Raw genomic sequence first — 25,940 nt, 5'->3', positions numbered from 1 at the left:
GAAAAATATCTTTAAAAACTTTTAGTTGGTGCTCGTAAAAGGTTATGATATTTAAATGTTTATTTTTTCAAAATATAATAGATGCCAACCATCTCACAATTAATAGGTTCAGAAAGAAAACGTCTGACAAGAAAAACAAAATCCCCAGCTTTAAAGGCTTGCCCTGAAAGAAGAGGGGTATGTACTAGAGTTTATACATCAACACCTAAAAAACCTAATTCAGCTCTTAGAAAAGTTGCAAGGGTTAGATTAACTTCTGGTTTTGAAGTAACGGCTTATATTCCTGGAATTGGACATAATTTACAAGAACACTCTGTAGTACTTCTTAGGGGTGGAAGAGTTAAGGACTTACCTGGGGTTAGATATCATATAATAAGAGGAACTTTAGATACGGCTGGAGTCAAAGATAGACGTCAATCCAGATCTAAGTATGGAGCAAAAGCTCCAAAAGATTAATTTGTAAACAGTACTCTTTAAAAACATGTCACGTCGTAATGCAGCAGTAAAAAGACCAGTTCTCCCAGATCCTCAATTTAATAGCCGTTTAGCTTCTATGATGATTTCTCGATTGATGAAACATGGAAAAAAATCTACAGCTCAAAAAATATTGTCTGATGCTTTCTCTTTAATAAGTGAGAGAACTGGCGGGAATGCAGTTGAATTATTTGAAACAGCAGTTAAAAATGCTACGCCTCTTGTTGAGGTAAGAGCTAGAAGGGTTGGTGGTGCCACATATCAAGTGCCTATGGAAGTACGCCAAGAGAGGGGTACAGCTATGGCATTAAGATGGCTTGTCACATTCTCACGGGCGAGAAATGGCAAAAGTATGTCTCAAAAACTTGCTGGTGAGTTAATGGACGCTGCAAATGAAACCGGTAGTTCTGTTAAAAAAAGAGAAGATACCCACAAAATGGCTGAAGCTAATAAAGCTTTTGCACATTACAGATATTAATTTCGTCAAAAAGGTACTCAAGTAGTTTATTATTATTAAGAGTTTGCTTTTGGTGAACTAAAATTATCAAAATTTATTTTATTTGGAGCTTTAAAATTGGCACGCGACTTTCCCCTAGAACGAGTAAGGAACATAGGTATAGCCGCTCATATTGATGCAGGGAAGACAACAACAACTGAAAGAATCTTGTTTTATTCAGGTGTGGTCCACAAAATAGGAGAGGTTCATGATGGCGCTGCAGTAACTGATTGGATGGCTCAAGAAAGAGAAAGAGGAATAACAATTACAGCTGCTGCAATATCTACTAGTTGGCAAGATCATAGAATCAATATTATCGATACTCCAGGACACGTTGACTTCACTATTGAAGTTGAAAGATCGATGAGAGTTTTGGACGGAGTTATTGCTGTATTTTGCGCTGTTGGAGGAGTTCAGCCTCAATCTGAAACAGTTTGGCGTCAAGCTGATAGATACTCTGTTCCAAGAATGGTTTTTGTAAATAAAATGGACAGAACTGGAGCAGATTTCTTAAAAGTTAATGAGCAGATAAAAGATCGACTTAAGGCAAATGCATTTCCTATACAATTACCAATTGGAGCTGAAGGAGATCTCACTGGCATTATTGATTTAGTTGCTAATAAAGCTTATCTCTACAAAAATGATCTTGGTACTGATATTGAAGAAGCTCCTATCCCAACTGAGATGCAGGAAGAGGCTGCTGAGTGGAGATTTAAGTTGATGGAGAGCGTAGCAGAAAATGATGAAGAGTTAATTGAAATATTCCTCGATACAGGAGAATTATCTGAAGAACAACTTAAAAAAGGTATAAGGGAAGGTGTTTTAAAACATGGATTAGTCCCTGTACTGTGTGGTTCAGCTTTTAAGAATAAAGGTGTCCAACTTGTACTAGATGCTGTCGTTGATTACTTGCCAGCTCCAGTTGATGTGAAACCAATACAAGGTGTTCTACCCAGTGGTAAAGAAGACGTCAGGCCTTCAGATGATAATGCTCCTTTCAGTGCATTAGCTTTCAAAGTGATGTCAGATCCTTATGGGAAATTAACCTTTGTAAGGATGTATTCAGGTGTTCTTTCGAAGGGAAGCTATGTCATGAATTCTACAAAAGACGCTAAAGAGAGAATTTCTAGATTAGTAATTCTGAAGGCTGATGAAAGAGAGGAGGTAGATGAATTGAGGGCAGGAGATTTAGGAGCTGTATTAGGTCTTAAGAACACAACAACAGGTGACACTCTTTGTAACACAGAAGATCCCATAGTTTTGGAGACATTGTTTATCCCTGAACCAGTTATCTCAGTGGCTGTAGAGCCAAAAACCAAAGGGGATATGGAAAAATTATCAAAAGCTTTAGTTGCTTTGTCTGAAGAAGATCCAACCTTTAGAGTAAGTACAGATCCTGAGACAAATCAAACTGTTATTGCAGGTATGGGTGAACTGCACCTGGAAATCCTCGTTGATAGAATGTTAAGGGAATTTAAAGTTGAAGCTAATATTGGAGCCCCTCAGGTTTCATACAGAGAAACTATTAGGTCAAGTTCTAAAGGTGAGGGTAAATATGCAAGACAGACTGGAGGTAAAGGTCAATATGGTCATGTAATAATTGAAATGGAGCCTGCTGAGGTTGGTAAAGGTTTCGAATTTGTCAACAAAATTGTTGGCGGAGCTGTACCAAAAGAGTACATAGGTCCTGCATCTAATGGGATGAAAGAAACTTGTGAATCCGGTGTTCTTGCCGGTTATCCACTTATTGATGTAAAAGTAACACTAGTCGATGGTTCATTCCACGATGTAGACTCATCTGAAATGGCCTTCAAAATTGCAGGTTCCATGGCTTTTAAAGATGGGGTTAAAAAATGCAATCCTGTCCTCCTAGAGCCTATGATGAAAGTTGAGGTCGAAAGTCCTGACGACTTTCTTGGATCTGTAATTGGTGATCTCTCTTCTAGAAGAGGTCAAGTAGAAGGACAGTCTGTTGATGACGGATTGTCTAAGGTACAGGCCAAAGTGCCCTTAGCCGAAATGTTCGGTTATGCCACTCAACTCCGATCAATGACTCAAGGTCGGGGTATATTTTCAATGGAGTTCGCAAATTATGAGGAAGTTCCTCGTAATGTTGCTGAAGCTATCATTTCCAAGAATCAGGGCAACTCCTGATCTCTAAACCAAAACACTCTTAAACCCTCGATTCTTTAATTCAAAATGGCTCGCGAGAAGTTCGAAAGGAACAAACCACATGTCAACATAGGTACTATTGGCCATGTTGATCATGGAAAAACAACACTAACTGCTGCTATTACAAATGTATTAGCCAAAAAAGGTCAAGCTCAAGCTCAAGACTATGGAGACATTGATGGTGCTCCCGAAGAAAGAGAGCGTGGTATTACAATTAATACAGCTCACGTCGAGTATGAAACTGAAGGCAGACATTATGCTCATGTCGATTGCCCAGGCCATGCTGATTATGTAAAAAACATGATTACAGGGGCCGCCCAGATGGACGGAGCTATTCTAGTTTGTGCAGCTACAGATGGCCCAATGGCACAAACTAAAGAGCATATTCTTCTAGCTAAACAGGTTGGAGTTCCAGCTCTTGTAGTTGCTCTTAATAAGTGCGATATGGTCGATGATGAAGAAATTATTGAACTTGTTGAAATGGAAATTAGGGAACTATTAGATAGTTATGACTTCCCTGGAGATGATATTCCCATAGTTCAAGTTTCTGGTTTAAAAGCTCTTGAAGGAGATTCAACTTGGGAATCAAAGATTGAAGAATTAATGAAAGCAGTTGATGCTAGCATTCCAGAGCCTGAAAGAGAAGTTGACAAACCATTCTTGATGGCAGTTGAAGACGTTTTCTCGATTACTGGTAGAGGAACTGTTGCTACTGGAAGAATTGAGAGAGGTAAAGTTAAGGTTGGAGAAGAAGTAGAAATAGTTGGAATAAGAGACACAAGAATAACAACTGTTACTGGAGTTGAAATGTTCCGTAAACTTCTTGATGAAGGTATGGCTGGCGATAATGTAGGTTTACTTTTACGTGGTGTCCAAAAAGAAGATATTGAGAGAGGAATGGTACTTGTTAAGAAAGGATCTATTACCCCTCATACCCAGTTCGAAGGAGAAGTTTATGTTCTTAAAAAAGAAGAGGGCGGAAGACATACTCCTTTCTTCGCAGGATATAGACCTCAGTTTTATATCAGAACAACTGATGTTACAGGTCAAATAACCGCGTTTACTTCTGATGATGGTTCTAATGTTGAAATGGTTATGCCAGGAGACAGAATCAAGATGACTGGAGAATTAATCTGTCCAGTAGCGATTGAACAAGGTATGCGATTTGCAATCCGTGAAGGTGGACGTACTATCGGTGCTGGAGTTGTTTCTAAAATACTCAAATAATATATTTGAATTTTAAAAATTTAACCTCAATCATCTAATATAGGTATATGGATAAGGGTCATTTAATTAATGACCCTTTACTAGAAGTTATTTGAAACTATGACCGCATCAATTGCACAACAAAAAATAAGAATAAGATTGAAAGCATTTGATAGAAGAATGCTGGATTTATCTTGCGATAAAATAATCCAAACTGCTGATACTACTTCTGCCTCAGCAATAGGACCAATCCCTTTACCTACAAAAAGGAAGATTTATTGTGTCCTAAGATCACCACATGTAGATAAAGATTCTAGAGAGCATTTTGAAACAAGAACGCATCGAAGAATAATAGATATCTACAGCCCTTCCGCAAAAACTATTGATGCTTTAATGAAACTAGATCTTCCAAGTGGTGTAGATATAGAAGTTAAACTTTAATTAAACCCGAAATAGCCCTAAATTGATTAATATAAAAGCAATGATATGACGATTAAATGGGCGAACTCTCAGTAAGGGAATTACCTTTATTTCCTTTGTCAGAAGTAGTTCTTTTTCCTCAAGAAGTATTGCCTTTGCATATTTTTGAATCGAGATATAGGATTATGCTCCAATCTGTTCTTGAGAGTGATTCTATGTTTGGAGTTATCAAATGGGATCCAGCAACTAAAAGTATGGCTAACGTGGGATGTTGCGCACAAATTATAAAACATCAAACTGCAGAAGATGGGAGAAGTAATATTATTACTCTCGGACAACAAAGATTTCAAGTCTTAGAAATTATGCGTTCGACACCATTTTGTTCCGCTATGGTTAGTTGGATTAGTGATGATAATATTGATGACTTTCAAAAATTAGATTCTCTAAAAGATTCAGTCAGAGAAGCACTAAATGATGTTATTAATTTAACAAGTAAATTGACTAATACTAAGAGGAATCTACCTGATAAATTACCTGAAAACCCAATAGATTTATCATTTTGGATAGGTGCTCATTTGGGCGGTCCTGTTGCAGAGGAGCAGCAACGACTTCTTGAAGAAAGAAATACTTTTATCCGTTTGCAAAGAGAATATGAAATGCTTGACCACACAAGAAAACAACTTGCAGCAAGAACAGCTTTGAAAGAAAGTTTTCCTGATACAAAAGAAAATTAAATGTTTGAATTATTATCCCCTTTTTTTCTACTAGTTTTATTCTTTCTAGTCCTATTCATAATCTGGAGAATTAATGCTAGAAAATATATTTCTTCAGGTACAGTGGCTTCTGCATATGATGCTTGGACACAGGATAAATTACTTGAGAGATTGTGGGGAGAACATATACATTTGGGTTTTTATCCCTCAGGGAAAAAAAATATTGATTTTAGAAAGGCTAAAGTTCAGTTTGTTCATGAATTAGTCAAATGGAGTGGTTTAGATAAATTGCCAAAGGGATCCAGAATACTCGATGTAGGTTGTGGAATAGGGGGAAGTTCTAGGATTCTTGCAAAATATTATGGGTATAATGTCACTGGCATTACAATTAGTCCGGCGCAAGTTAAACGAGCAAGAGAACTTACTCCTCATGGTCTAAATTGCAACTTCCAAGTTATGGATGCTTTGGATTTAACATTTGAAGATGGATCATTTGATGCGGTCTGGAGTGTTGAGGCTGGTGCACACATGAATGATAAAAATAGGTTTGCAGATGAAATGCTGAGAACTCTAAGACCTGGAGGTTATTTGGCATTGGCTGATTGGAACTCAAGAGACCTCGAAGAATACCCCCCATCATTTTTTGAGAAGTTAGTTCTTAATCAATTACTTGAACAATGGGTACATCCTAATTTTATTAGTATTAAAAAATTCGGTAATATTCTGAGAACTAACAAAAATAGTTCAGGTAGAGTTATTTCTGAAAATTGGAATTCTTATACAAACCCTTCATGGTATGACTCCATTATTGAAGGGATTCGAAAGCCCCTCTCAATTTTGTCACTTGGCCCATTTGCGTTAGTAAAGTCGATTAGAGAAGTTCCCACAATACTTCTAATGAATTGGGCATTTAGAAAAGGTTTAATGGAGTTTGGTGTTTATAAATGTAGAGGATAAATTAATCTAGTTCAACTTTTTCAGAAATATAATTTCCAAAATCTACAAAATTCTTGCAAAGTGGCTTTAGTATATTTTTTAATTCAAGAAAATTTTTAATGTTAGTTTGATTATTTATTTCTAAATCAATGTAAATTATATATTCACCTAATTCTCTTTTTGAAGGTCTAGATTCAATCTTACTCATATTAAATCCAAAATCTGCAATATTATTTATGGCTTTAAGCAAAGCACCAGGTTTATTTGATATTAATGAGAAAGCAAAACTGGCAATATTAGCTAAATTAGAATTTGATTCCTTACTCAATAAGACAAATCTAGTGCAATTACCTGGAACATCATTAATAGGGAAGGCTAATTCTTTAAGTCCTTCGATATGAATTAATGATTTTGAACCGATAGCAGCTCTGAATTTACTTCCCTTAACCATATTGACAGCTTCTGATGTTGAATTTGTTGGAAGAGTAATTGCATTTGGAAGATTTTCAGATAACCATTCTGAACATTGAGCTAAGGCTTGAGGATGAGATAATACTTCTGAAATATTTGAAAGTTCTCCTTCACTAATTAATGCATGTTTTATAGGTAAAACAATTGCTTTATTTATAAAAATTTCAGGAAATTTCCAAAGGGCATCTAGAGTAGCGGTAACTCCCCCTTCTACGGAATTTTCTATAGGGACAACAGCAGCATCACAATTGTTGTACGCTATTGATTTAATGACCGAATGTAACCCATTACATGGTACAAATATAGGTGTCTGAAAATTGGCAAGCTTTGATAATATATGAGCTGCTTTTTCTGCATATGTTCCCTTAGGACCTAAATATGCAACTTGTCTGCGCATGATTAATCGTAAAAAAAAAAGAGATCAAATAAGCATTGGAGGTATATAGAGAATGTTATTGTCTTTTGATGCTAAACAGAAACTAAAACTTTCTGTAACACGTAATAAAGAATATCTTTCTAAATATCTTTTGGAAGAAGAAAGAGTTGTTGGAGCAATGCTTGACTCCAAAAAATTAGTACCAGAAGGAGCAGGTAGATATAAGTATACAGTAACAAGTTTTAAGGTTTTTCAATTAGATATTAACCCTGTTGTCTCAATTGCGGTAGAAAATAAAGATGGAATTTTAAAAATGAGTGCCCTTGAAAGTAAATTGGATGGCTTGGGGATGATAGATGATTTTAATCTAATTTTGAAAGCGAATTTGGAAGCAACTGATATTGGGTTAGAAGGTGAGGCCCTTCTTGGGGTATCTGTAAGCCAACCCCCCCTACTGAAGCTGGTACCAAAGAAAATTTTGGAATCTACTGGTCATTCGGTATTAAATGGGATTCTCTTGGGTATAAAGTCAAGGGTTCAACAGCAACTAGTAAAAGATTTTTTGGATTGGTCTGAATTCAATAAGATTTGATTTTTTTTAAAAAACTTTTTCTATGAAGTTTAGTTATTCCATTTTTTTTGATTAATGAAAAATGCTCTCTGGTTCCATAACCTTTATTTTTAAATATCAAGTATCCTGAGTATTTTTGTTCTAACCTCTCCATTAGATTGTCGCGAGAAACTTTAGCAATTATGCTTGCTGAAGCTATCGAGATAAACTTTGAATCTCCAGATACTATGTTTTTCTGAATTCCTTCCCATGGCCTTAATAATAAGGGGCCATCAATTAATAATTCAGCTGGCATCTCTTTTAATTTTTTTAAAGCTCTTATCATTGAAAGTTCTGTCGCAACTCTGATACCTAACTTATCTATTTCTCGAGTCGAAGATTGCCCAATTCCATAATCTGTAGAGAGTAATAAAATTTTTGGTAAAAGTAATTTTCTTTTTTTGGGAGTTAATTTTTTACTATCTGTTACTCCAAATTGCTTTAAAATATTTTTATTTTTTTCAGTTAATACTATAACTGCTGAAAAAACTGGCCCAAAAATTGCCCCCCTTCCCACTTCATCTATTCCAACTTCGAATACTTTATTCAATGCTTGCTGAAGATCTTCTTCTCTTTTTTCTTGAATTGTTTAGCTCATGTGTAAGTTCAATTTCGTCCTTTTTATCTTTAAATACAACTTCATTATTTTCATTTGTTAATTTATATTGAGAATTTGCATCTGCTTCAGTTTGAATTTTTTCTTCTCCCGATTTTGATATTTTTTTTATTTGTTTTTCTTTTGTTTTTTTATTATCTAAGGTTTTTTCGATTTTCTGGTTACTGTCTTTTAAATGTACAAAATTATTGCTGGTTAGATATTCTTTACCTAACTTTATAAGTGGATTAATACCTAATTGACTGAAAACAATTTTTTCTTCATTAGTAAGACAAACTGTGATTATATTTTTTTCTTTTGAATTTGATTGGTTCAAATTATCATTTTCATTTTCTTTCTTATTAGAATAATTCTCTTTACTTAGTTCTTTGGAGTTAAGTATTTCTTTTTCAAATTTTTGCTGTTCATCAGTCGATTGGGAAGTATCTATATCTAAAGATTTTAAGTTGTTTGATTGATTAGATTTATTTTCAACATTTTTAATTTTTAAGTTAGAAATTTCGTGATTTAATATATTTTCTACATGTCCTGTACCATCGCATGTAGAACATTTTTTACCGAATAATTCATATATATTTTGACCCTGTCTTTTTCTGGTTAACTCCACTAAGCCTAATTCAGTAAGCTGAGCTATTTGAGGCCTCGCAGAATCATCTTTTATTGCTGAGGTAAAGTGCTCTAGTAACTGAAATTGATCTCTTCTAGATTCCATATCAATAAAATCTACTACTATAACTCCACCAATATTTCTTAATTTCATTTGTCTTGAGATTTCTACTGCTGCTTCGCAGTTGGTCCACAAAACGGTTTGTCTTGAGTTGGCGGATCTTGTAAATGATCCAGAGTTTACATCGATTACAGTTAAAGCTTCAGTAGGTTCAATAATAATGTAGCCCCCCGAAGGAAGATCTACTCTTGGCTGGAGAGCTTTTTGAATTGTTTTCTTAATTTCGTATTTCTCGAAAATATGTTGGTTTAAACTGTTATCGTGAAATTTAATTTCAATATCTGATTCATAATTTATTAAAAAATCTTTTGCCCTTTCAACTGAAAATTTACTATCGATAATTATACTTTTAGTCGATTCTTTAATATGATCTCTTAGAATCTTAAGAGAGAAATCATCATCTCTTTTTACTAGGTTTGGCGGATCAGAAGCTTCAGAAACTTTTAGAATATTTTCCCATTGTTGAATTAAATCTTCTAGATCTTCAATTAGAAGTTCTTCTTTTATCTTTTCGGCTTCAGTTCTAAATAACAAGCCTGTGCTAGGTGGTTTTATTAAAACACCAAGAGCTTTTAAACGGCTTCGTTCTGTTTCTGTATTTATTTTTCTTGAAATATTTACTCCTTGGCCATATGGCTGTAATACTAAGTATTTCCCTGGGATTGAAATACTTCCGCTTAGTCTCGGCCCTTTAGATCCTGTGGGTTCTTTTATTACCTGTACGAGAACTTTTTGTTTTGGTTCTAATAATTCAGTTATTCCAAATGTCCCTTTTTTGAGTCTCAGTGGACCTAAATCTGAAACATGGATAAATCCATTTTTCTCACTTTCCCCAATATTTATGAAAGCGGCATCAATGCCAGGAAGAACATTTTCAACTGTCCCTAAAAAAATATCGCCAATTTGATATTGACCTTGTGCGACGATTAATTCATCAACTCGATCATCTGTGAGTAGTGCTGCAATTCGAGACTGCTCAGCGATGATAATTTGCTGAGACATATATTTGATTCTGAATGATTTGGATTTTGAAAATCATCTAAATTAAATAATTAGATTTTATCTTTTAATAAAGCAATTTTTTATAGCTATTATTGTTTACTTTTTAAAGTTAATAGTGATTGAATTCTGCTATTTATAGAGCTTTAAACGATTTTCAAATTAATTGAAATTGAATTCATAGCTATGATTATCTCTTGAATTGATCATAACTAAGATAATATTAACATCTAATCACCACTAAAGCACGTTGATACATTATTCTAATATTGGTGAAAATTTTTTAATCTAAAGTGGTTCAAGTAAACGAAAATTATTTAAAACTCAAAGCAGGCTATTTATTTCCTGAAATTGCAAAAAGGGTAAAAATATATTCTCAATCAAATATGAATGATGAAATTATTAAGCTTGGTATAGGAGATGTTACAGAACCATTACCTAGAGCATGCATAAAGGCTATGGGTAAAGCTTTAGATGATATGGGAACAAAAGATGGTTTTAGAGGTTATGGACCAGAGCAAGGTTATTATTGGCTCAGAGAAAAAATATCAGAGCATGATTTTATTTCGAGAGGCTGTCAAATTGATCCTGAAGAAATATTTGTTTCAGATGGCTCTAAATGTGATAGTAGCAATATTTTAGATATTCTTGGCAAAGATAATTCGATTGCTGTAACAGACCCTGTTTATCCTGTTTATGTAGATAGTAACGTTATGACAGGAAGAACTGGAGATGCTCTTGAAAATGGTATTTATCAAGGATTGACATATCTTGCAATAAACGAGGGGAATAATTTTTTGCCAGAACTACCTGAAAAAAAAGTTGATATTTTATATCTTTGTTTTCCTAATAATCCCACTGGAGCAACGATTAATAAAAAAGAATTGAAAAAGTGGGTTGATTATGCACTTCAAAACAAATCTCTAATACTTTTTGATGCAGCTTATGAAGCATTTATTCAAGATAATGATATTCCACATTCAATATATGAGATTGAGGGAGCAAAGGATTGTGCAATTGAATTTAGATCTTTTTCAAAGAATGCAGGATTCACTGGTGTTAGATGTGCTTTTACAGTAATACCTAAAAATCTCAAAGGTTTGAGTTCAAAAAATGAAGAAATAAACTTATGGCCTCTTTGGAATAGGCGACAATCTACAAAGTTCAATGGAGTAAGTTATGTGGTTCAGAGAGGAGCAGAGGCTGTTTATTCTCCTGAAGGGAAGAAAGAGGTAAGAGGTTTAATTGATTTTTATATGGAAAATGCAAAAATCATGAAAAATAAACTGCAGAATGCAGGATATAAAGTTTATGGCGGGGACAATGCACCTTATATCTGGATTAAAGTTCCTGATCGAATGACATCCTGGGACTTTTTTGATTTCCTTCTCGAAAAAGTTAGTGTAGTTGGAACACCTGGGAGCGGGTTTGGATTATCAGGAGAAGGTTATTTTCGTTTGTCAGCATTTAACTCACGATCAAACGTCATTAATGCAATGGAAAGAATAATTAGTATATAATTATCGGTACTATTGAGATTCAAAAATTTTAATGCTATCTATAAAGTTAGAACAAAGTGTAAGTAATAATTCCGCAGTTATTGAAAAGAAACCTGCTGAATTAAAAAATAAATCTCCAAAATATAAGGTTTTACTTCATAATGACCCAGTTAATTCTATGGAGTATGTCACTATTTCACTAAGAGAAGTTGTGCCGCAATTAAGCGAACAAGATGCTATAGCCATAATGCTAGAGGCACACAACACGGGTGTAGGTTTGGTGATTGTTTGTGATTTAGAGCCAGCAGAATTCTATTCAGAATCATTAAAATCGAAGGGCATTTCTAGTTCAATTGAGAAAGATGATTAATTAAGGTTTAATTTATTTTTTGGCTTGAACTAATTTCCTTTCAGATAAGGGACGGACTTTTAAGGATTCTCTTAGGGAAGATTTTCCATATTCTCTTTCAAGAATGTTAATAACTGTTTTGCCAAATTCATCTTCTGGATTATCAAAAGCTTCTAAGCAAACCTGACCAAGTTTTTTCCCTAATGAGCCTGGATTCCATAGAAGTTTTCTCGCTGTCCAGGGCATCATGCTCATTGGATTATAATTAGGCTTCAAAATTTTATGCTCCAAGGCGTACTTTTCAAGAAGAGTATGAGGTTGCAAACCTATAAAGAATATAGCTGGATCAACTAAGCCCCTACCAAAAATATTTTCTAATTCCCTATGGTAAGCAATCGTTTGTCTTATGGTACTTGGCGTTTCATCAAAAACATTAAATGAATAATTGACTGAAACATGGTTCTTGAAACCTGATTGGACTAGCATTCTGCAATTATTCAATACAGTTTCAAGGTCATAAGCTAATCTCATTTTTCTAACAAGTTCTTGAGATCCCGAAGTGATACCTATTTCAAAATAGCTCATACCCGTATCAACCATAAGCTGAGCTAGCTCAGCATCAATATTATCTGCTCTAATGTATGCAGCCCAATTGATATCGTCCCAACCTTGATCCTTGATGGCTTGCAAAAGTGTTTTTGCATCTTCAATATGTTTTTTAGCCGGAATAAATTGTGCATCAGTGAACCAAAATCCTCTTACTCCAAGATCATATAGTTGCTTCATTTCTTTGATTACTTCGTTAACAGGATTAACGCGAACCTGCTTTCCCTCCACAACTGTATAAACACAGAAACAACAATTATGAGGACAACCTCTTTTCGTTTGAACCCCTACATAGTAATCACCTCCTTCTATATACCAATTGAATTCAGGCCATATTGATTTAATATATCGATAGTCGCAGGCAGTTTTAATGGTGCCTGAAGGTTGTTCATGTATTAATTTGTTCCGAGGTTTTTGTCCAGCAGAATAACATCTTTCTTCCTCTATAGAATCTCCCCTAATGATTTTCTCTATTAGATTTTCTCCCTCTCCAACAGAAATAACAGTTCCTTTTGGAAGTAGATTACCTAACTGTTCATAGAAGACACTAACAGCCCCTCCTCCCAAAATTACTTTTACGTCTTTGTTGTATTTTTGTGCTCTTTTTAGTCCCATCTTGACTAAAGAAGTATTTCTATATATTTCTCCATAATGAGATGCAATTAATTTTAATCCTCCCCAAGAACCTCTAATTTTTTTTAAAATATTTTTTGAGTAGAAAACTTCAAAAGAGTTTTGTAGTGGATTTCCACTTCTGCCATCAACAGGTGCATAAATTTGTATATCTCTCCATGAAAAAATGATTAGATGAGGTCTAAATTGATCAATTTTTCTAGATAAATTTTGGGAAACTTTATTTGATGGAATTATTGCTAAATCGATGAATTGCTGCTCTATCTCTGGGAAACATTTATGAATATGGTCTGCTAAATAAATAGGTCCTATTGGAAATATTGGATTACATGGTAGTCTTACCGTAAGGATTTTTCCGTAGTGCCTTCTGTGGTGATTTTTTTTATTTAATTTTTCAAACTTCAAATTAAAATTCATGTTATGAAATTTAATCAAATTATTTTCTTTAAGAATCTAACTACTTTATTACTAATTTGGAGAAATTAAAAATTCTATGAAAATACTCATGAAAATTTTATTTCATTCAGATATCAGAAATCATATAAATCCAGCATACTTTGAGCAGTTTTAGTCCATCTATCCATCTAGATATATTTGGTGCTCCAGATTTTCTAGCATAATATCTAACAGGATAATTTAATATTTTAATATTATTATTAGCAGCTTCAAATATTATCGTAAAGTCTCCAAATGGGTCAGCCTTTGAATCCCAGCTTCCATTTTGTTTCATAAGTTTAAAGAATTTTCTTGAAAAAACTTTTGTTCCACAGAGTGAATCTGAGACAGGCTTATTTATGAGAATTGATAGAAATATTGCAAAGAGTCTATTTCCTATATAATTTGCCCATCTCATCGCATCTTTTTCCATTGGAAAAGTTGTGCGGGCGCAATTAATTAGGATATTTTTATTTTTGGTTGATTCTATAATTGCTGAAATACTGTCATCAATATCTACAGTAAAATCACTATCAATTATTGCGAGGGTCTCACCTGAAGAAATATTAAATCCCTCTACAACTGCATTTTTTTTTCCTTTAGAGGTTTGTTTTAAAAGAGATATCTTGAAGAAATTTGAGAAATTTTCTTTTAACTCTTTCAAAATGTCATATGTATTATCATTGCTATTGCCTTCAACGAAAATAATTTCTAATTTATTGGGTATATTTTTGAATTTATTTAAAGCATTAATTAAAAGTTCTTTATTACCAGCTTCATTTCTTGCAGGAATTACTATCGATATTAAATGTTCAGAAATATTTTCACTATATTTATAAAATACTATTTCTAGTTCGTAGGCAAGTTGCTTTATAATTGGAACCTTCCGAAAAATATTTTTTAGAGATTTTGGAATTAGCTTAGTGGGCAAAGGAGTTAGTTTTTTTGCTTTCCATCTAATTGATCTGTAGTTATAAATTTCTGCTAGAGATTCAATATCGCATAAAGTTATTCTTGCTTTGCTAGTAGTTTCTCTAAAAATTCTTGAATCTAATTTTAGCCACCTTGTAATTGGCTCCCAAGTATTACCACGGACTTTAATGGAAATAAATTCGTTATTATCTTTGAATAATTGATGAAGTTTATTATTAGTTAAATTCCAACTATTAACAGATTTCATTATTAAAGATTACAGACGACATCTCATTATATATTAATTACTTTTTTAATATTAATTTCCATGGGTTTAAAATTTCATTTTCATATAACACCTCAAAAGAATAATCATTGCTTTTTATCTTTTTAGGACCAGTTGTCCATGCTAATTCAGATTTTTTTAGCTGATCAATACTTTCTAATCCTTCACCTAATTGAGGAGTTAATAAAGAAATTCTTATGATTTTTGATTGGGATAGAGAATTCGTGATCCCTGATTTATCAACCTGTATTGGTTGATTTTTTACTATATCAAAAGATGATAAGTATTCCATTTTTTCTCTTAGTTCTCTGGATCTATCAGTGAATAATCCTGATTGCAAAAGAAATGAAGTTAATAGGTAAGGTCCAATAATTAGAATTATTAATATTTCTTTGAATGAGTTGTTATATTTTATTAAAGACCAAGATACTCCGAAAAATAATAATCCTAGAATTAGAAATGTATTTTCTTTAGAGCTAAAGTTAATAGTATTTTTCAAGAAAAAATAATATATGAAAGTTAGAGCAAATATAAATAATGGAATTATTTTTGAAGTTAGAAATAAAAAAATTTTGCGATAATTTTGAGAATTGAATAAATATTTTATTCCTACATAAGCATTTAATGAAAAAATAGATGAAATTTGCAGGGTATAGTATGGCGTTTTCGTAGAGAAAATACTCAGTGTTAGTATTAATATTAAGGGAAAAAAAGTAAGTATATATTTATTCTCTTTAGTTTCGGATATGTTGCATATTGTGCCAATAATTGCGAAAAAACTCCATGGCAAAAAAGTTGCGGGAATATTCCAAAAATAATAATAGAAAGGATTTGTAAAAGTATTATTATTAGATAGAAAGTTAAATTTTTCGACTAAGTAAAAAATAATATTTTTTTCTAGATAAGGGTTGATAGAAAAAGTCCAAAATAAATAAGGAATAAATCCAATTAGTAGTCCAAACCAAAAAAATTTACTGAGTAAAATATTCTTTTTAATGAAAAAATAGGGTACGAGTGATATTAATGGTACAAATACTAAAAAAGTTTTCATTATAAAGGCTAAACCAATCCAAATTCCAAAAAGTAGAATATAGAATTTGTTTTCTTTACTTTTTATTTTGACTAAAGAGAGTAGTCCAATAGTTACTAAACATGAATAAATAATATCTTGAGTGGCTAAGTGTGAGTAGTCAAACCATAGATATGTAGTAGAGAGTATTAGTGGAGATATAATTGCATATTTTTTATTAAATAATTCTTCATGTAATTTATAAGTTACGAATAGCATCAATATTGATGCAACTGTTGTGGGTAGATATGCAATAAAAATATTTCTTCCAAAGAGGTCTTGGGACTTTGCTATCAAAAACTGCAATCCTATTGTTCTATCTAATACGTATTCATCCCACCAAAGAGGAATTGTCCAGTTGCCTTTATCTAGTATCCATCTAGCTTGTAGAGCATAAAATCCTTCATCAAAAGCAATATAACTTCTTTTGCCAAAATAAAATATGAGAGGAATAAAAATAATTATTTTAAAAAGATATTTAAATTTTGAGATTCTATTAAACATTGTTGAATTTAATTTGCTTTTAAAATGCCGATAATTGGAATTGAACCAACGACCTACTGTTTACGAGACAGTTGCTCTACCGCTGAGCTATATCGGCAATACTGTAATATTGATATTTTCATATAAAATTAATTTTATAATTTAGTTTATAAATGTCAAAAATAGATCCTGAATTAAAAAGGAAATTATTGAAAGAGTCCCAGTCTCCCTTCAAGGGGTTAAGGAGAATATTGTGGATAGCTTTTAGTGGTTCAGCATTTTTAGGTCTCTTAATAATGCTTTCCAAAATTGCGAGTGGTGGTGAATTACAGCAAAATAATCTGTTTATACAATTTGGTGCTTGTATACTTTTCCCCACCTTATTGTTCTTTGATAGGAATAAGGATTGATAAGTTTAATATTTTATTATTGAGTAAGTGTCCTCTTTTTGGTGACAAATTTGAATGCTTCGATTATGTCTCCATCAATCCAAGAAGAGAATTTATCGCAACCAACTCCACATTCAAAACCTGTATTTACTTCTTTTACATCATCTTTAGACCTTTTTAGTGAGTCTAAAATACCTTCAAAAATTACTTTATCTGATCGAATAACTCTAAGCGAACAATTCCGTTGTAATTTACCAGTTTGTATATAACAGCCTGCTATAGCTCCCTTACCAACAGAGAAAGTTGCTCGAACTTCGGCTTTTCCTAAAGATTCTTCAACCAGATCAGGTTCAAGTAGCCCTTCCATTGCCAACTGGATATCTTCTAAGAGTTTATAGATTACTTCATATTCTCTTATATCAACGTCATTTGCATCAGCTGCTCGCTTTGCCCCAGATGCCAATGAGGTGTTAAATCCAATGATTACTGACCCAGATGCGGCAGCGAGATCTATATCTGTCTCAGTTATTTCTCCAGGAGCAGAGAGTAGAACTCTGACTTGAACTTCATTTTTAGGTAATTGTTCGAGTGATCCTAATATCGCTTCAACACTACCTTGCACATCAGCTTTGAGAATTAAGTTTAACTCTTTTAGTTCCCCATCATTTGCTTGAGTTGATAAGGATGATAAGCTGACTCTCCTAGACGCCATTTGCTGAGCTAATTTTGTGGCCCTAGCATCTGTTGCCCTTTCTCCTACAATGGAACGAGCAGTTTTTTCATCAGGGTAGACTTCGAATTCATCTCCTGCTGTGGGAACTTCACTGAATCCTAGCGCTTCTACCGGGAATGATGGTCCTGCTTCTTTGATTCTATTGCCATGTTCATCAACCATTGCTCTAATTTTTCCGAGGACTGAACCCGCAGCTAAAACATCTCCAGATTTTAAGGTACCATTTTGCACTAACAAAGTAGCCACAGGCCCTTTAGCTTTGTCCAGGTGGGCTTCAATTACAGTCCCTTTTGCAAATCTATCAGGGTTAGCTTGCAGATCTTCTACCTCGGAAACTAATAAAATCATTTCGAGCAATTTCTCAATGTTTTGTTTTTTGATAGCACTTACTGGAACCATCACTGTATCTCCTCCCCAATCTTCGGCAATTAAATCTTTTTCTGATAGTTCCTGCTTTACTCTGTCTGGAGATGCCCCTTCTTTGTCAATTTTATTTATTGCAACTACAATTGGCACTTTTGCTGCTCTTGCATGACTGATAGCCTCAAGTGTTTGAGGTCTGCAACCATCATCTGCAGCAACTACAAGAACAGCAACATCTGTAACCTTTGTGCCCCTTGCTCTCATTGCAGTGAAGGCTTCATGACCAGGGGTATCAAGAAAAGTTAATTTTTTCTTTTTAGATTCATGTTCAAATTCAACTTGATAAGCTCCTATGTGTTGAGTGATGCCGCCTGCTTCCCCCGAAGCTACTCTTGATTCTCTAATGGAATCTAGAAGACTTGTTTTTCCATGATCTACATGCCCCATAACTGTAATAACAGGTGGTCTTCTTATTAAATTATCAATATCTTCAGATTCAATCATATTTACTGTTTTCTCAGCGGCTTCTTGGATATCATCTTGCAAAACAGGTACTCCAAATTCTTCTGCTACTGTTTCAATAGTTGCTAAGTCGAGTGATTGAGTAACAGTTGCAGTTATTCCTTTAAAAAAAAGTGATTTGATTATCTCAGAACTTTCAAGACTCAATTTATCAGCTAATTCTTGAACTGTTAAATTATCTTCGGGTACGATTATCATTTCAGGTCTTATTTGTTTAGCTTCTTTAGCAGCCTTTAACTCCATAGCTCTTCTTTTCTGTCTTTGCCTAGTACTCTCTTTTTTCTTCTTCTTAAATTGCTTTATAGTTTTTTGAGATTTGGATTCATCAGACTTGTCTTTCTTTGGACGCGCCAAACTAGCTGATAAGATTGAAATTTTTTCGCCTGAATATCCACTGGTTTCAGATGTTAATGAATCATCATTCTCACCGATAATATGAACTTTCTGTCTTTGTTTTTGGGGATTTTTGCTTCTTAATGCTTCAAGTTTTGCGCTATCGTCCCAGTCTGTCCTTCCTGATTTTTTAGAATTATTTGAAAATGTTCTATTGGGTGTTTTTTTTGAATTAGGGGCTGTATGTGGACGATTATTAGGAGCTTTCGCCTTTTGTTTCGTTGTCTCAATATTTTGTTTTTCTTTATTATTTATTAATTTTTTGTCATTCTCAGATTTGTTAGTTTTTTGAAGTTGTAAAAGTTCATTAGGTGATACTGGCTTTCTAATCCCAGGTGACTTTTGACCATTGAATCTGGGCCCAGGCCTATTGGGCATGCCAGGTCTATTGGGCATGCCAGGTCTATTGGGCATGCCAGGTCTATTGGGAGCACCAGGCCTATTTGTAGTATTTGCTTGTCTATTAAAAGATCCAGGCCTGCCTTGATCTGATTGTTTGTTTCTTAATCCAGGCCTATTGGGCATGCCAGGTCTGTTGGGAGCACCAGGCCTATTTGTAGTATTTGCTTGTCTATTAAAAGATCCAGGTCTGCCTTGATCTGATTGTTTGTTTCTTAATCCAGGCCTATTGGGCATACCAGGCCCCTTGGGGAGAGTTTGTTTAAAAGAAATGTTTTGCTTATTATTTTGCTGATTGGGTCCCTCTCTTCTTATTGGAGCTCCTACGAGCTCAGGGCGAGACATTCTGTTATTAATATTTTTTGTTTTTGATTTGTTCAAATATTGGTCACTTTTGTTTGATATTTGTCTTTTTTCTTCTGAACTGGAGATGTTCTTCTTGGAAGAATCATTAGATTTTATATTATTATTAATATTTTTAGGCTTCGCAATTAGTTGAATAGGAGGTTTTGCAGGACTTTTTACAGGTGGGATTGTGTTATTTCGAAAAGTTTTTTTATCTTGATTGATATTTTGTGAAATTTTACTATTTATATTTTGATTTGTATGATTTTTTTGCGATTGCGAACTATTAGTAATTGTGGGTTTATTGAGATTTATAGGTTTATTTGAGATTATTTTTTGACTCTCAGTTTTAAGAGGTTTCATCAACAATGGCTTTTTGTTTGAAGTATCTTTAAGAGGATTACCTTTCACAGAAGAGATAACAGAAGATTTATCTTCTTCGCTTTGTTTGTAATTATCTTTTTTTATTGGAGGTTTCTTAATAGAAAGTATTTTTTTATCTGAATTTTTTTGAGTAATAAGATTTTTTATTTTTTTTGCTTCTTCAGTACTTATTGAACTGCTATGGCTTTTTACTGAAATTGAAAGTTTTTGAGCGGCATCCAATATATCCTTATTTTCCAGGTTTAAGTCTCTGGAAAGTTCGTAAATTCTGATTTTATCGCTGATAGTCATTTAATCTGATTTGTACTCTTTTTGGAAATTAAAGAGGATTTAATTTAATTATATTCCCTTATTGGGATTGTCATTATAGCTTGTAATTTCTTTTTCAAAAATATCAATAAATTCAGGTTCTAAAGATGTTTTTAAAGCTTTTTGAAGCTTTTTTTTTATTTTGGAATCTGAGTAACATTTTTTTGACTTGCAAATGTAAGCTGATCGCCCCATCCCCTTTTGAAACAAAATACCTTGCTTATGATCTTTAGTGATCTTTATAAGATGTTTCCTGTCATATGTTTTTCTACATGAAATGCATATACGCATAACAGGGATTTGTCGTATCACCGTTTTCTCTCCTCTTTGGCGGAAATTTCACCATCTTGAACAGTCTCTAATTGATCACTTTCAGAGAAGGTCTCTTCTTCATATATTTCTTGTCCATATTCATCATCATCTTCTGGAAGGGGATAAAGCTCTCTTAATCTTGCATCTTCGGCAGCACGTTCAGCTTGCTCTGCTTCTAATCTAAGCTCAGCTTCTCGCTGGAGATTCTCTTCATCTTCCCTTTGAATGATTAATTCAGAGACTGCAGCATCTTCTGCTTCCTGATCATATTCATGTGAGTTTTTAACATCTATCTTCCAACCAGTTAATCTTGCTGCAAGTCTTACATTTTGTCCTTCTCTACCAATTGCGAGACTCAATTGATCAGGAGGAACTAATACGTGCGCGTGTTGACCTTCTGGATCAACAAGTCTCACTAGATCGACTTTCGCAGGACTTAAAGAGTTTAAAATATACTGAATTGGGTCTGATGACCACTTAATAACATCAATTTTTTCTCCTCTTAATTCATTTACTACTTGTTGTATTCTTGCTCCTCTCGCTCCAATACAGGCACCTACAGGGTCAACTTCTTGTTCGACGCTATCAACAGCTACTTTTGTTCTTGGCCCAACAGCTCTTGAAGGAGGATTCGCTTCTCTTGATACAGCGACAATTTTTACTGTACCCTCTTGAATTTCTGGCACTTCATTTTCAAATAAATAAACAACTAAACCAGCATTAGCTCTACTCACAAAAAGTTGTGGCCCTTTTCTAGCTATTTCGCTAACTTCTTTCAAAAATACTTTGAAAGTTGCATTTGCTCTATAGTTATCATTCGGTAATTGATCTCTCTTGGGAAGTTCTGCTTCAACCTCAGGTCTACCGATTCCCGAACTAACACCCATAATTACTGATTGCCTTTCAAATCTGATAACTCTTGCAGTTAAAACAGGATCCTCTAAATCGGCAAATTCTTCTTGGATCATTTTTCGTTGTTGATCCCTTAATTTTTGTGCTAAAACTTGCTTTGTTGTTGAAGCCGCCATTCGCCCAAAATCCTCTTTTTCAGGAGTGACGTCTAATACAACTGTGTCACCTATTTGAGCATCATCAGCAACTTGTTTAACTTCTACTAAAGATATTTGATGATCCTCGCTCTCAACTTCTTCAACGATAATTTTACTAGATAATATCCTATAACCCTCTTCATCTAGATCCAGTCCAACATCAAAATTACTAAAGTATTCTTCATCAAATGGATCTTGGTTAATTCCAATGTAAAAAGTTTTTCTATATTTTTCATATCCCTTTAACAAAGCTTCGCGCAAGGCTGCTTCAACGATATTAGGAGGTAGCTTTTTTTCCTCACTAATGTCTTCAATAAGATTGTTTAAACCTGGGAGAATAACTAATGCCATCTATGATGGGAAGATTGAATAATGGTTGAAAAATAATTAATCTTTTAAGGTACAAAGATTAATTTTAAATACTTCATCAAAAGGGATTTTTTTTATCCTACCTTTAATGTTAATGGCTAAATAATCATTAGACTTTTCATAAAGTAAACCATTCAGGAATTTTATTTTTGAATTCTTTTGGTTTAACTCAACATTAACTGGAAAACCCTTAAAAGTTTTGAAGTCTCTCTCTGAGGTTAATTCATCACTGACCCCTTGACTACTAATTTCTAACACATATGAACAATTTAAAAGATTTGACTTTTCTATTTCGTCAGATGCGGGGGAATTAAATAGCGCACAATCATCTAAGGAAATGTCATCTCCATTAGTTTTTTTTATAATAATTTCAATAACAATTGGAGTTTGATTAGTTTGTATATTTAAATCTGCTATTTCTAAATCTCTTTCATTAGCAACTTTTTCTAATAAAGCCTCTAGTTTATTTTTGTTTTCTTTATTCAAATTATTTATAAATTTATCTAAGATTATTGTCACATATAAAGAAGTTTTTTCTATAGAAAAATTTAAAAATTTGTATTTTATGGATGTAAACAAAAAAACAACAATAATTTATTTCTTCAATTAGATTTATTGAATAAAGTCAAAAACTATTAATTAGTTAAATGAAGTTTCTCAAGATTAAATTTATCAATTTAATCCATATTTTCATTATTATTTGTTTTTGTTTAGTCAATTTTTTTCAAAATACTGAAGTTTTAGCTTTAACTTCTTTTGAAAACCATAATTTCGTATCATCTGCAGTGAAAAATGTTGGCCCTGCAGTTGTAAAAATTGATACTGAGAGATTGGTAGAGAGACAACAATTTGATCCTACTTTACTAGATCCTTTATTGAGGGATTTACTCGGTGAGCAAGGAGTAATTGCCCCTGAGAGAGAGAGGGGTCAAGGTTCTGGTGTAATCATTGATCAGAATGGTTTGGTTCTTACAAACGCTCATGTTGTAGAAAGAGTCGATAATGTTTCAGTTACTTTGGCAGACGGATCTATTTGTGATGGTCATGTTTTGGGCACAGATGCAGTAACTGATCTAGCTTTAGTAAAAATCGATGAAGATACTTACTCTGGTTTTGCTCCACTTGGAAATTCTGAAGATCTTGAAGTTGGGGATTGGGCAATAGCTCTTGGTACTCCTTATGGTCTTGAAAAAACAGTTACCTTGGGGATTGTTAGCAGCCTGCATAGAGATATTAATAGTTTAGGATTTTCAGATAAAAGGCTGGATCTTATTCAAACTGATGCGGCAATAAATCCAGGAAATTCTGGCGGACCACTCATAAATTCCAACGGCGAAGTAATAGGGATTAATACATTAGTAAGAAGCGGCCCTGGAGCTGGTTTAGGTTTTGCGATTCCTATCAATCTAGCTAAAAGTGTTTCTGATCAGCTTCTTAAAAATGGTGAAGTTATTCATCCATATTTAGGGGTTCAATTGATTTCTTTAAATCCTAGAATTGCTAAAGAACATAATCGAGACCCTAATTCGATAGTTCAATTACCTGAAAGGAATGGAGCTCTAATTCAATCAGTAATCCCCAATAGCCCCGCTGAAAAAGCTGGTTTAAGAAGAGGAGATTTAGTAATAGCAGCGGAAAATATCTCTATAAAAGAACCTAAAGCTTTACTTGATGAAGTGGAAAAAGCTCAAATTGGAAAAGTATTCCTTTTAAATATTTTGAGAGATAATAAAGAGATACAGATAAATATTAAACCAGAACGTCTTCCAGGTTTGACATAAATCACCCATTGAAATTTAATAATCTATAACCATTAGAGAAAAAGATTTTGGATTCACAAACTCAAATGAAAAAAATTGTTGCTGATGCAGCAATTAAGGAAGTAAAGAGTGGCATGATCCTGGGATTGGGATCTGGATCTACAGCTGCATTAATGATAAAAAGCCTCGCCGATGAAATTCGTTTTGGGAAACTTCAAAACATAATAGGTGTTGCAACTTCTTTTCAATCAGAAGTTTTAGCGCTTGAACTGGATATCCCTCTTATTGATTTAGCTTCTGTATCTCAAATTGATTTAGCTATTGATGGAGCAGATGAAGTTGATCCAGGATTTCAATTAATAAAAGGAGGAGGAGCATGCCATGTTAGAGAAAAGTTAGTGGCATCTAAAGCTGATAAATTGTTGATTGTAGTTGATGAAACTAAACTCGTACAAAACCTAAATCAATCTTTTCCTTTACCTGTAGAAGTACTTCCAAATGCTTGGAAGCAAGTTCAGGAAGTTATTTCAGAAATGAATGGCAGTTCTGTTTTAAGAATGGCTACTAAAAAAGCAGGCCCAGTTGTTACTGACCAAGGCAATCTTATCTTAGATGTTTTATTTAATGATGGTATTAAGAATCCAAAAAACATTGAAATGAAGATTAATAATATTCCAGGAGTATTAGAAAATGGATTATTCGTTGATCTTACAGACAAAGTATTAGTTGGTAAGATTGAAAATGACGTTCCAGTTGTTTACTCGCCCTCAAGAGCTAGCTAATCTTCAAATCTTATTTGTACTGAGTTAGCGTGGCTATGTAAGCCCTCACTTTTAGCAAGATTAATAATATCAAGGCTATTAACTTTTAGACTTTCTTCATTAAATTCTATTATTGAAGTATTTTTCATAAAAGTTTCAACCCCCAAAGAACCGCTAAATCTAGAATTTCCTGATGTGGGTAAAGTATGATTCGGTCCAGCAAGATAATCTCCAACAGCTTCTGGGGTCCATTTCCCTAAAAATATCGCTCCTGCATTTTCTATGCCTGCAAGAATTTTTTTTGAATCTATAGTAAGAATTTCTAGGTGTTCAGGGGCGAAATTATTGCTTAGTTCAACACATGATTCATAATTCTCGCAAATCACAATTAATCCCCAATTTTTTATTGATTGCATGCAAATTTCTTTTCTTGGATGATTATCTATTTTTTTATAAAGTTCTTCTAGAACTTCTTTTGCCTGGTACTTTGATGTAGTTAGAAGTATTGATGAAGCTAAAGGATCATGTTCTGCTTGCGCTAGTAGATCAGATGATATATGAGTGCTTTGAGCTGTTTCATCTGCAATGATTAATATTTCACTTGGACCAGCTAAAGAATCAATCCCAGTGGAGCCATAAATGAGTTTTTTCGCAGTTGTGACATATATATTTCCTGGACCTGAAATAACATCAACTTTATTGATTTGATTTGTGCCAAATGCTAAAGCACCGATTGCTTGAGCTCCTCCAATTCTAAAAACTTTATTGATCCCTGATAAGTGAGCTGCCGCTAAAACAGTTTTGTTTATTTCTCCTTCTTTATTCCCAGGAGATACCATTATAATCTCTTCAACTCCTGCTACTTTTGCAGGTATTGCATTCATTAATACAGTACTGGGATAAGCAGCTCTACCTCCAGGAATATAAATACCTGCATTTTTAACGGGTCTCCATTTTCTTTGGACTATATCACCATATTCGCCTTTTATAGTGAAAGATTGAGGAATTTCTTTTTCATGGAATTTATGAATTCTTTTATGAGCTAACTCAAGTGAGCGCTTCAAATTATTATCAATTTCATCCCATGCATTTTTTATTTGATCCGCACTCACTTGCATAGGGTAAGGGTCGAAACCATCAAATTTTTTTGTATATTTTTCTACTGCTTTATCTCCAGAGATTTTGACCTCTTGAAGAATTTTTTCAACAATTGTATTTATCTTATTATTGTTTTCAGAATTAGTTCGGCTAGAAATCCTTTTTAATTCTTCAATAGCTTCTTTTTTATTACTTATAATCTTCATATGTTTATTTTTTCAAATTGAAAGGCTCAAAACCCAATTTAATAGCTTTCTGAATTATAT

Annotated in this window: 24 protein-coding genes and 1 tRNA gene; 13 read left to right on the top strand and 12 right to left on the bottom strand. The window is 33.6% G+C overall.

Features of this window, described 5'->3' with window-relative positions; all coding sequences use genetic code 11:
- Positions 1-81: 81 nt before the first annotated feature.
- The 7 genes from rpsL (at position 82) to HA149_RS08380 (ending at position 6,438) form a co-directional block, all read left to right on the top strand.
- Positions 82-456, top strand: a complete 375-nt coding sequence (gene rpsL / locus HA149_RS08410; RefSeq protein WP_025915119.1) for a 30S ribosomal protein S12 — start codon at positions 82-84, stop codon at positions 454-456.
- A 25-nt stretch (positions 457-481) separates the two neighbouring features.
- The gene (gene rpsG / locus HA149_RS08405; protein ID WP_209114809.1) at positions 482-952 is read left to right on the top strand and encodes a 30S ribosomal protein S7; all 471 of its coding nucleotides are present in this window, start codon (positions 482-484) and stop codon (positions 950-952) included.
- Positions 953-1,048: 96 nt separating this feature from the next.
- Positions 1,049-3,124 carry an elongation factor G gene (fusA, locus tag HA149_RS08400; RefSeq protein WP_209114807.1) on the top strand — a complete coding sequence of 692 codons (2,076 nt, stop codon included), beginning with the start codon at positions 1,049-1,051 and terminating at the stop codon, positions 3,122-3,124.
- Positions 3,125-3,169: 45 nt separating this feature from the next.
- Positions 3,170-4,369 carry an elongation factor Tu gene (gene tuf / locus HA149_RS08395; RefSeq protein WP_077142137.1) on the top strand — a complete coding sequence of 400 codons (1,200 nt, stop codon included), beginning with the start codon at positions 3,170-3,172 and terminating at the stop codon, positions 4,367-4,369.
- Between the two features lie 99 nt (positions 4,370-4,468).
- Complete coding sequence (gene rpsJ, locus HA149_RS08390) at positions 4,469-4,789, top strand: 30S ribosomal protein S10 (RefSeq protein WP_002807536.1); 321 nt, start codon at positions 4,469-4,471, stop codon at positions 4,787-4,789.
- 56 nt (positions 4,790-4,845) lie between these two features.
- Entirely contained in the window at positions 4,846-5,502 is a 657-nt protein-coding gene (locus HA149_RS08385; protein ID WP_209114805.1) for an LON peptidase substrate-binding domain-containing protein, read from the top strand.
- Positions 5,503-6,438 carry a methyltransferase domain-containing protein gene (locus HA149_RS08380; RefSeq protein ID WP_209114803.1) on the top strand — a complete coding sequence of 312 codons (936 nt, stop codon included), beginning with the start codon at positions 5,503-5,505 and terminating at the stop codon, positions 6,436-6,438.
- A 1-nt stretch (position 6,439) separates the two neighbouring features.
- Here the strand turns inward: HA149_RS08380 and pheA are convergent, their stop codons facing one another.
- Complete coding sequence (pheA, locus tag HA149_RS08375; RefSeq protein WP_209114801.1) at positions 6,440-7,285, bottom strand: prephenate dehydratase; 846 nt, start codon at positions 7,283-7,285, stop codon at positions 6,440-6,442.
- A 52-nt stretch (positions 7,286-7,337) separates the two neighbouring features.
- Between pheA and HA149_RS08370 the strand changes: the two genes are divergently transcribed.
- Positions 7,338-7,856 carry a DUF1997 domain-containing protein gene (locus tag HA149_RS08370; protein WP_209114799.1) on the top strand — a complete coding sequence of 173 codons (519 nt, stop codon included), beginning with the start codon at positions 7,338-7,340 and terminating at the stop codon, positions 7,854-7,856.
- On the opposite strand, the gene HA149_RS08365 is transcribed toward HA149_RS08370, so the two are convergent.
- Positions 7,843-8,460, bottom strand: coding sequence for a ribonuclease HII (locus tag HA149_RS08365; RefSeq protein WP_209115365.1), 618 nt, complete (start codon positions 8,458-8,460; stop codon positions 7,843-7,845). The two genes, HA149_RS08370 and HA149_RS08365, sit on opposite strands and share 14 nt — an antisense overlap.
- Complete coding sequence (locus tag HA149_RS08360; protein WP_209114797.1) at positions 8,417-10,219, bottom strand: Rne/Rng family ribonuclease; 1,803 nt, start codon at positions 10,217-10,219, stop codon at positions 8,417-8,419. The genes HA149_RS08365 and HA149_RS08360 overlap by 44 nt, the downstream gene beginning before the upstream one ends.
- Positions 10,220-10,509: 290 nt before the next feature.
- Here HA149_RS08360 and HA149_RS08355 point away from each other — a divergent pair, with 290 nt between their 5' ends.
- A complete protein-coding gene (locus HA149_RS08355) occupies positions 10,510-11,736 on the top strand; it encodes an LL-diaminopimelate aminotransferase (protein WP_209114795.1) in 1,227 nt (408 codons plus the stop codon).
- Between the two features lie 31 nt (positions 11,737-11,767).
- On the top strand, positions 11,768-12,085 hold the full coding sequence (gene clpS, locus HA149_RS08350) for an ATP-dependent Clp protease adapter ClpS (protein WP_209114793.1): 318 nt from the start codon (positions 11,768-11,770) through the stop codon (positions 12,083-12,085).
- Between the two features lie 12 nt (positions 12,086-12,097).
- On the opposite strand, the gene HA149_RS08345 is transcribed toward clpS, so the two are convergent.
- From HA149_RS08345 to HA149_RS08330, 4 genes are all read right to left on the bottom strand, one after another.
- Positions 12,098-13,720, bottom strand: coding sequence for a photosystem II high light acclimation radical SAM protein (locus HA149_RS08345; RefSeq protein WP_209114791.1), 1,623 nt, complete (start codon positions 13,718-13,720; stop codon positions 12,098-12,100).
- Between the two features lie 106 nt (positions 13,721-13,826).
- Positions 13,827-14,918 carry a glycosyltransferase family 2 protein gene (locus HA149_RS08340; RefSeq protein WP_209114789.1) on the bottom strand — a complete coding sequence of 364 codons (1,092 nt, stop codon included), beginning with the start codon at positions 14,916-14,918 and terminating at the stop codon, positions 13,827-13,829.
- 37 nt (positions 14,919-14,955) lie between these two features.
- Complete coding sequence (locus HA149_RS08335) at positions 14,956-16,509, bottom strand: ArnT family glycosyltransferase (RefSeq protein WP_209114787.1); 1,554 nt, start codon at positions 16,507-16,509, stop codon at positions 14,956-14,958.
- 25 nt (positions 16,510-16,534) lie between these two features.
- A tRNA-Thr gene (locus HA149_RS08330) sits at positions 16,535-16,606 on the bottom strand.
- 55 nt (positions 16,607-16,661) lie between these two features.
- Between HA149_RS08330 and HA149_RS08325 the strand changes: the two genes are divergently transcribed.
- The gene (locus HA149_RS08325) at positions 16,662-16,898 is read left to right on the top strand and encodes a DUF3493 domain-containing protein (RefSeq protein ID WP_209114785.1); all 237 of its coding nucleotides are present in this window, start codon (positions 16,662-16,664) and stop codon (positions 16,896-16,898) included.
- Positions 16,899-16,914: 16 nt separating this feature from the next.
- On the opposite strand, the gene infB is transcribed toward HA149_RS08325, so the two are convergent.
- From infB to rimP, 4 genes are read right to left on the bottom strand one after another with little or no spacing between them, the layout of a single operon-like run.
- Positions 16,915-20,307 carry a translation initiation factor IF-2 gene (gene infB / locus HA149_RS08320; protein WP_209114783.1) on the bottom strand — a complete coding sequence of 1,131 codons (3,393 nt, stop codon included), beginning with the start codon at positions 20,305-20,307 and terminating at the stop codon, positions 16,915-16,917.
- A 48-nt stretch (positions 20,308-20,355) separates the two neighbouring features.
- Positions 20,356-20,637, bottom strand: a complete 282-nt coding sequence (locus HA149_RS08315; RefSeq protein ID WP_209114781.1) for a YlxR family protein — start codon at positions 20,635-20,637, stop codon at positions 20,356-20,358.
- A complete protein-coding gene (nusA, locus tag HA149_RS08310; RefSeq protein ID WP_209114779.1) occupies positions 20,634-22,037 on the bottom strand; it encodes a transcription termination factor NusA in 1,404 nt (467 codons plus the stop codon). Before nusA ends, HA149_RS08315 begins: the two co-directional genes overlap by 4 nt.
- A 36-nt stretch (positions 22,038-22,073) precedes the next feature.
- Positions 22,074-22,541: a ribosome maturation factor RimP gene (rimP, locus tag HA149_RS08305; protein WP_209115363.1), complete on the bottom strand. Its 468-nt coding sequence runs from the start codon at positions 22,539-22,541 to the stop codon at positions 22,074-22,076.
- Between the two features lie 161 nt (positions 22,542-22,702).
- On the opposite strand from rimP, the gene HA149_RS08300 reads away from it, so the two are divergent.
- Both HA149_RS08300 and rpiA read left to right on the top strand, forming a co-directional pair.
- Positions 22,703-23,836, top strand: a complete 1,134-nt coding sequence (locus HA149_RS08300; protein WP_209114777.1) for a trypsin-like peptidase domain-containing protein — start codon at positions 22,703-22,705, stop codon at positions 23,834-23,836.
- Between the two features lie 47 nt (positions 23,837-23,883).
- On the top strand, positions 23,884-24,597 hold the full coding sequence (rpiA, locus tag HA149_RS08295; protein WP_348535643.1) for a ribose-5-phosphate isomerase RpiA: 714 nt from the start codon (positions 23,884-23,886) through the stop codon (positions 24,595-24,597).
- On the opposite strand, the gene hisD is transcribed toward rpiA, so the two are convergent.
- A complete protein-coding gene (gene hisD / locus HA149_RS08290; RefSeq protein ID WP_209114772.1) occupies positions 24,594-25,880 on the bottom strand; it encodes a histidinol dehydrogenase in 1,287 nt (428 codons plus the stop codon). The genes rpiA and hisD overlap by 4 nt on opposite strands.
- Positions 25,881-25,940: the final 60 nt, after the last annotated feature.

This window comes from Prochlorococcus marinus XMU1406 (assembly GCF_017696055.1).
Lineage (GTDB): Bacteria > Cyanobacteriota > Cyanobacteriia > PCC-6307 > Cyanobiaceae > Prochlorococcus_A > Prochlorococcus_A marinus_W.
Note: the sequence above shows the minus strand (reverse complement) of the source record. Positions and strands in the feature narration are given on the sequence as shown.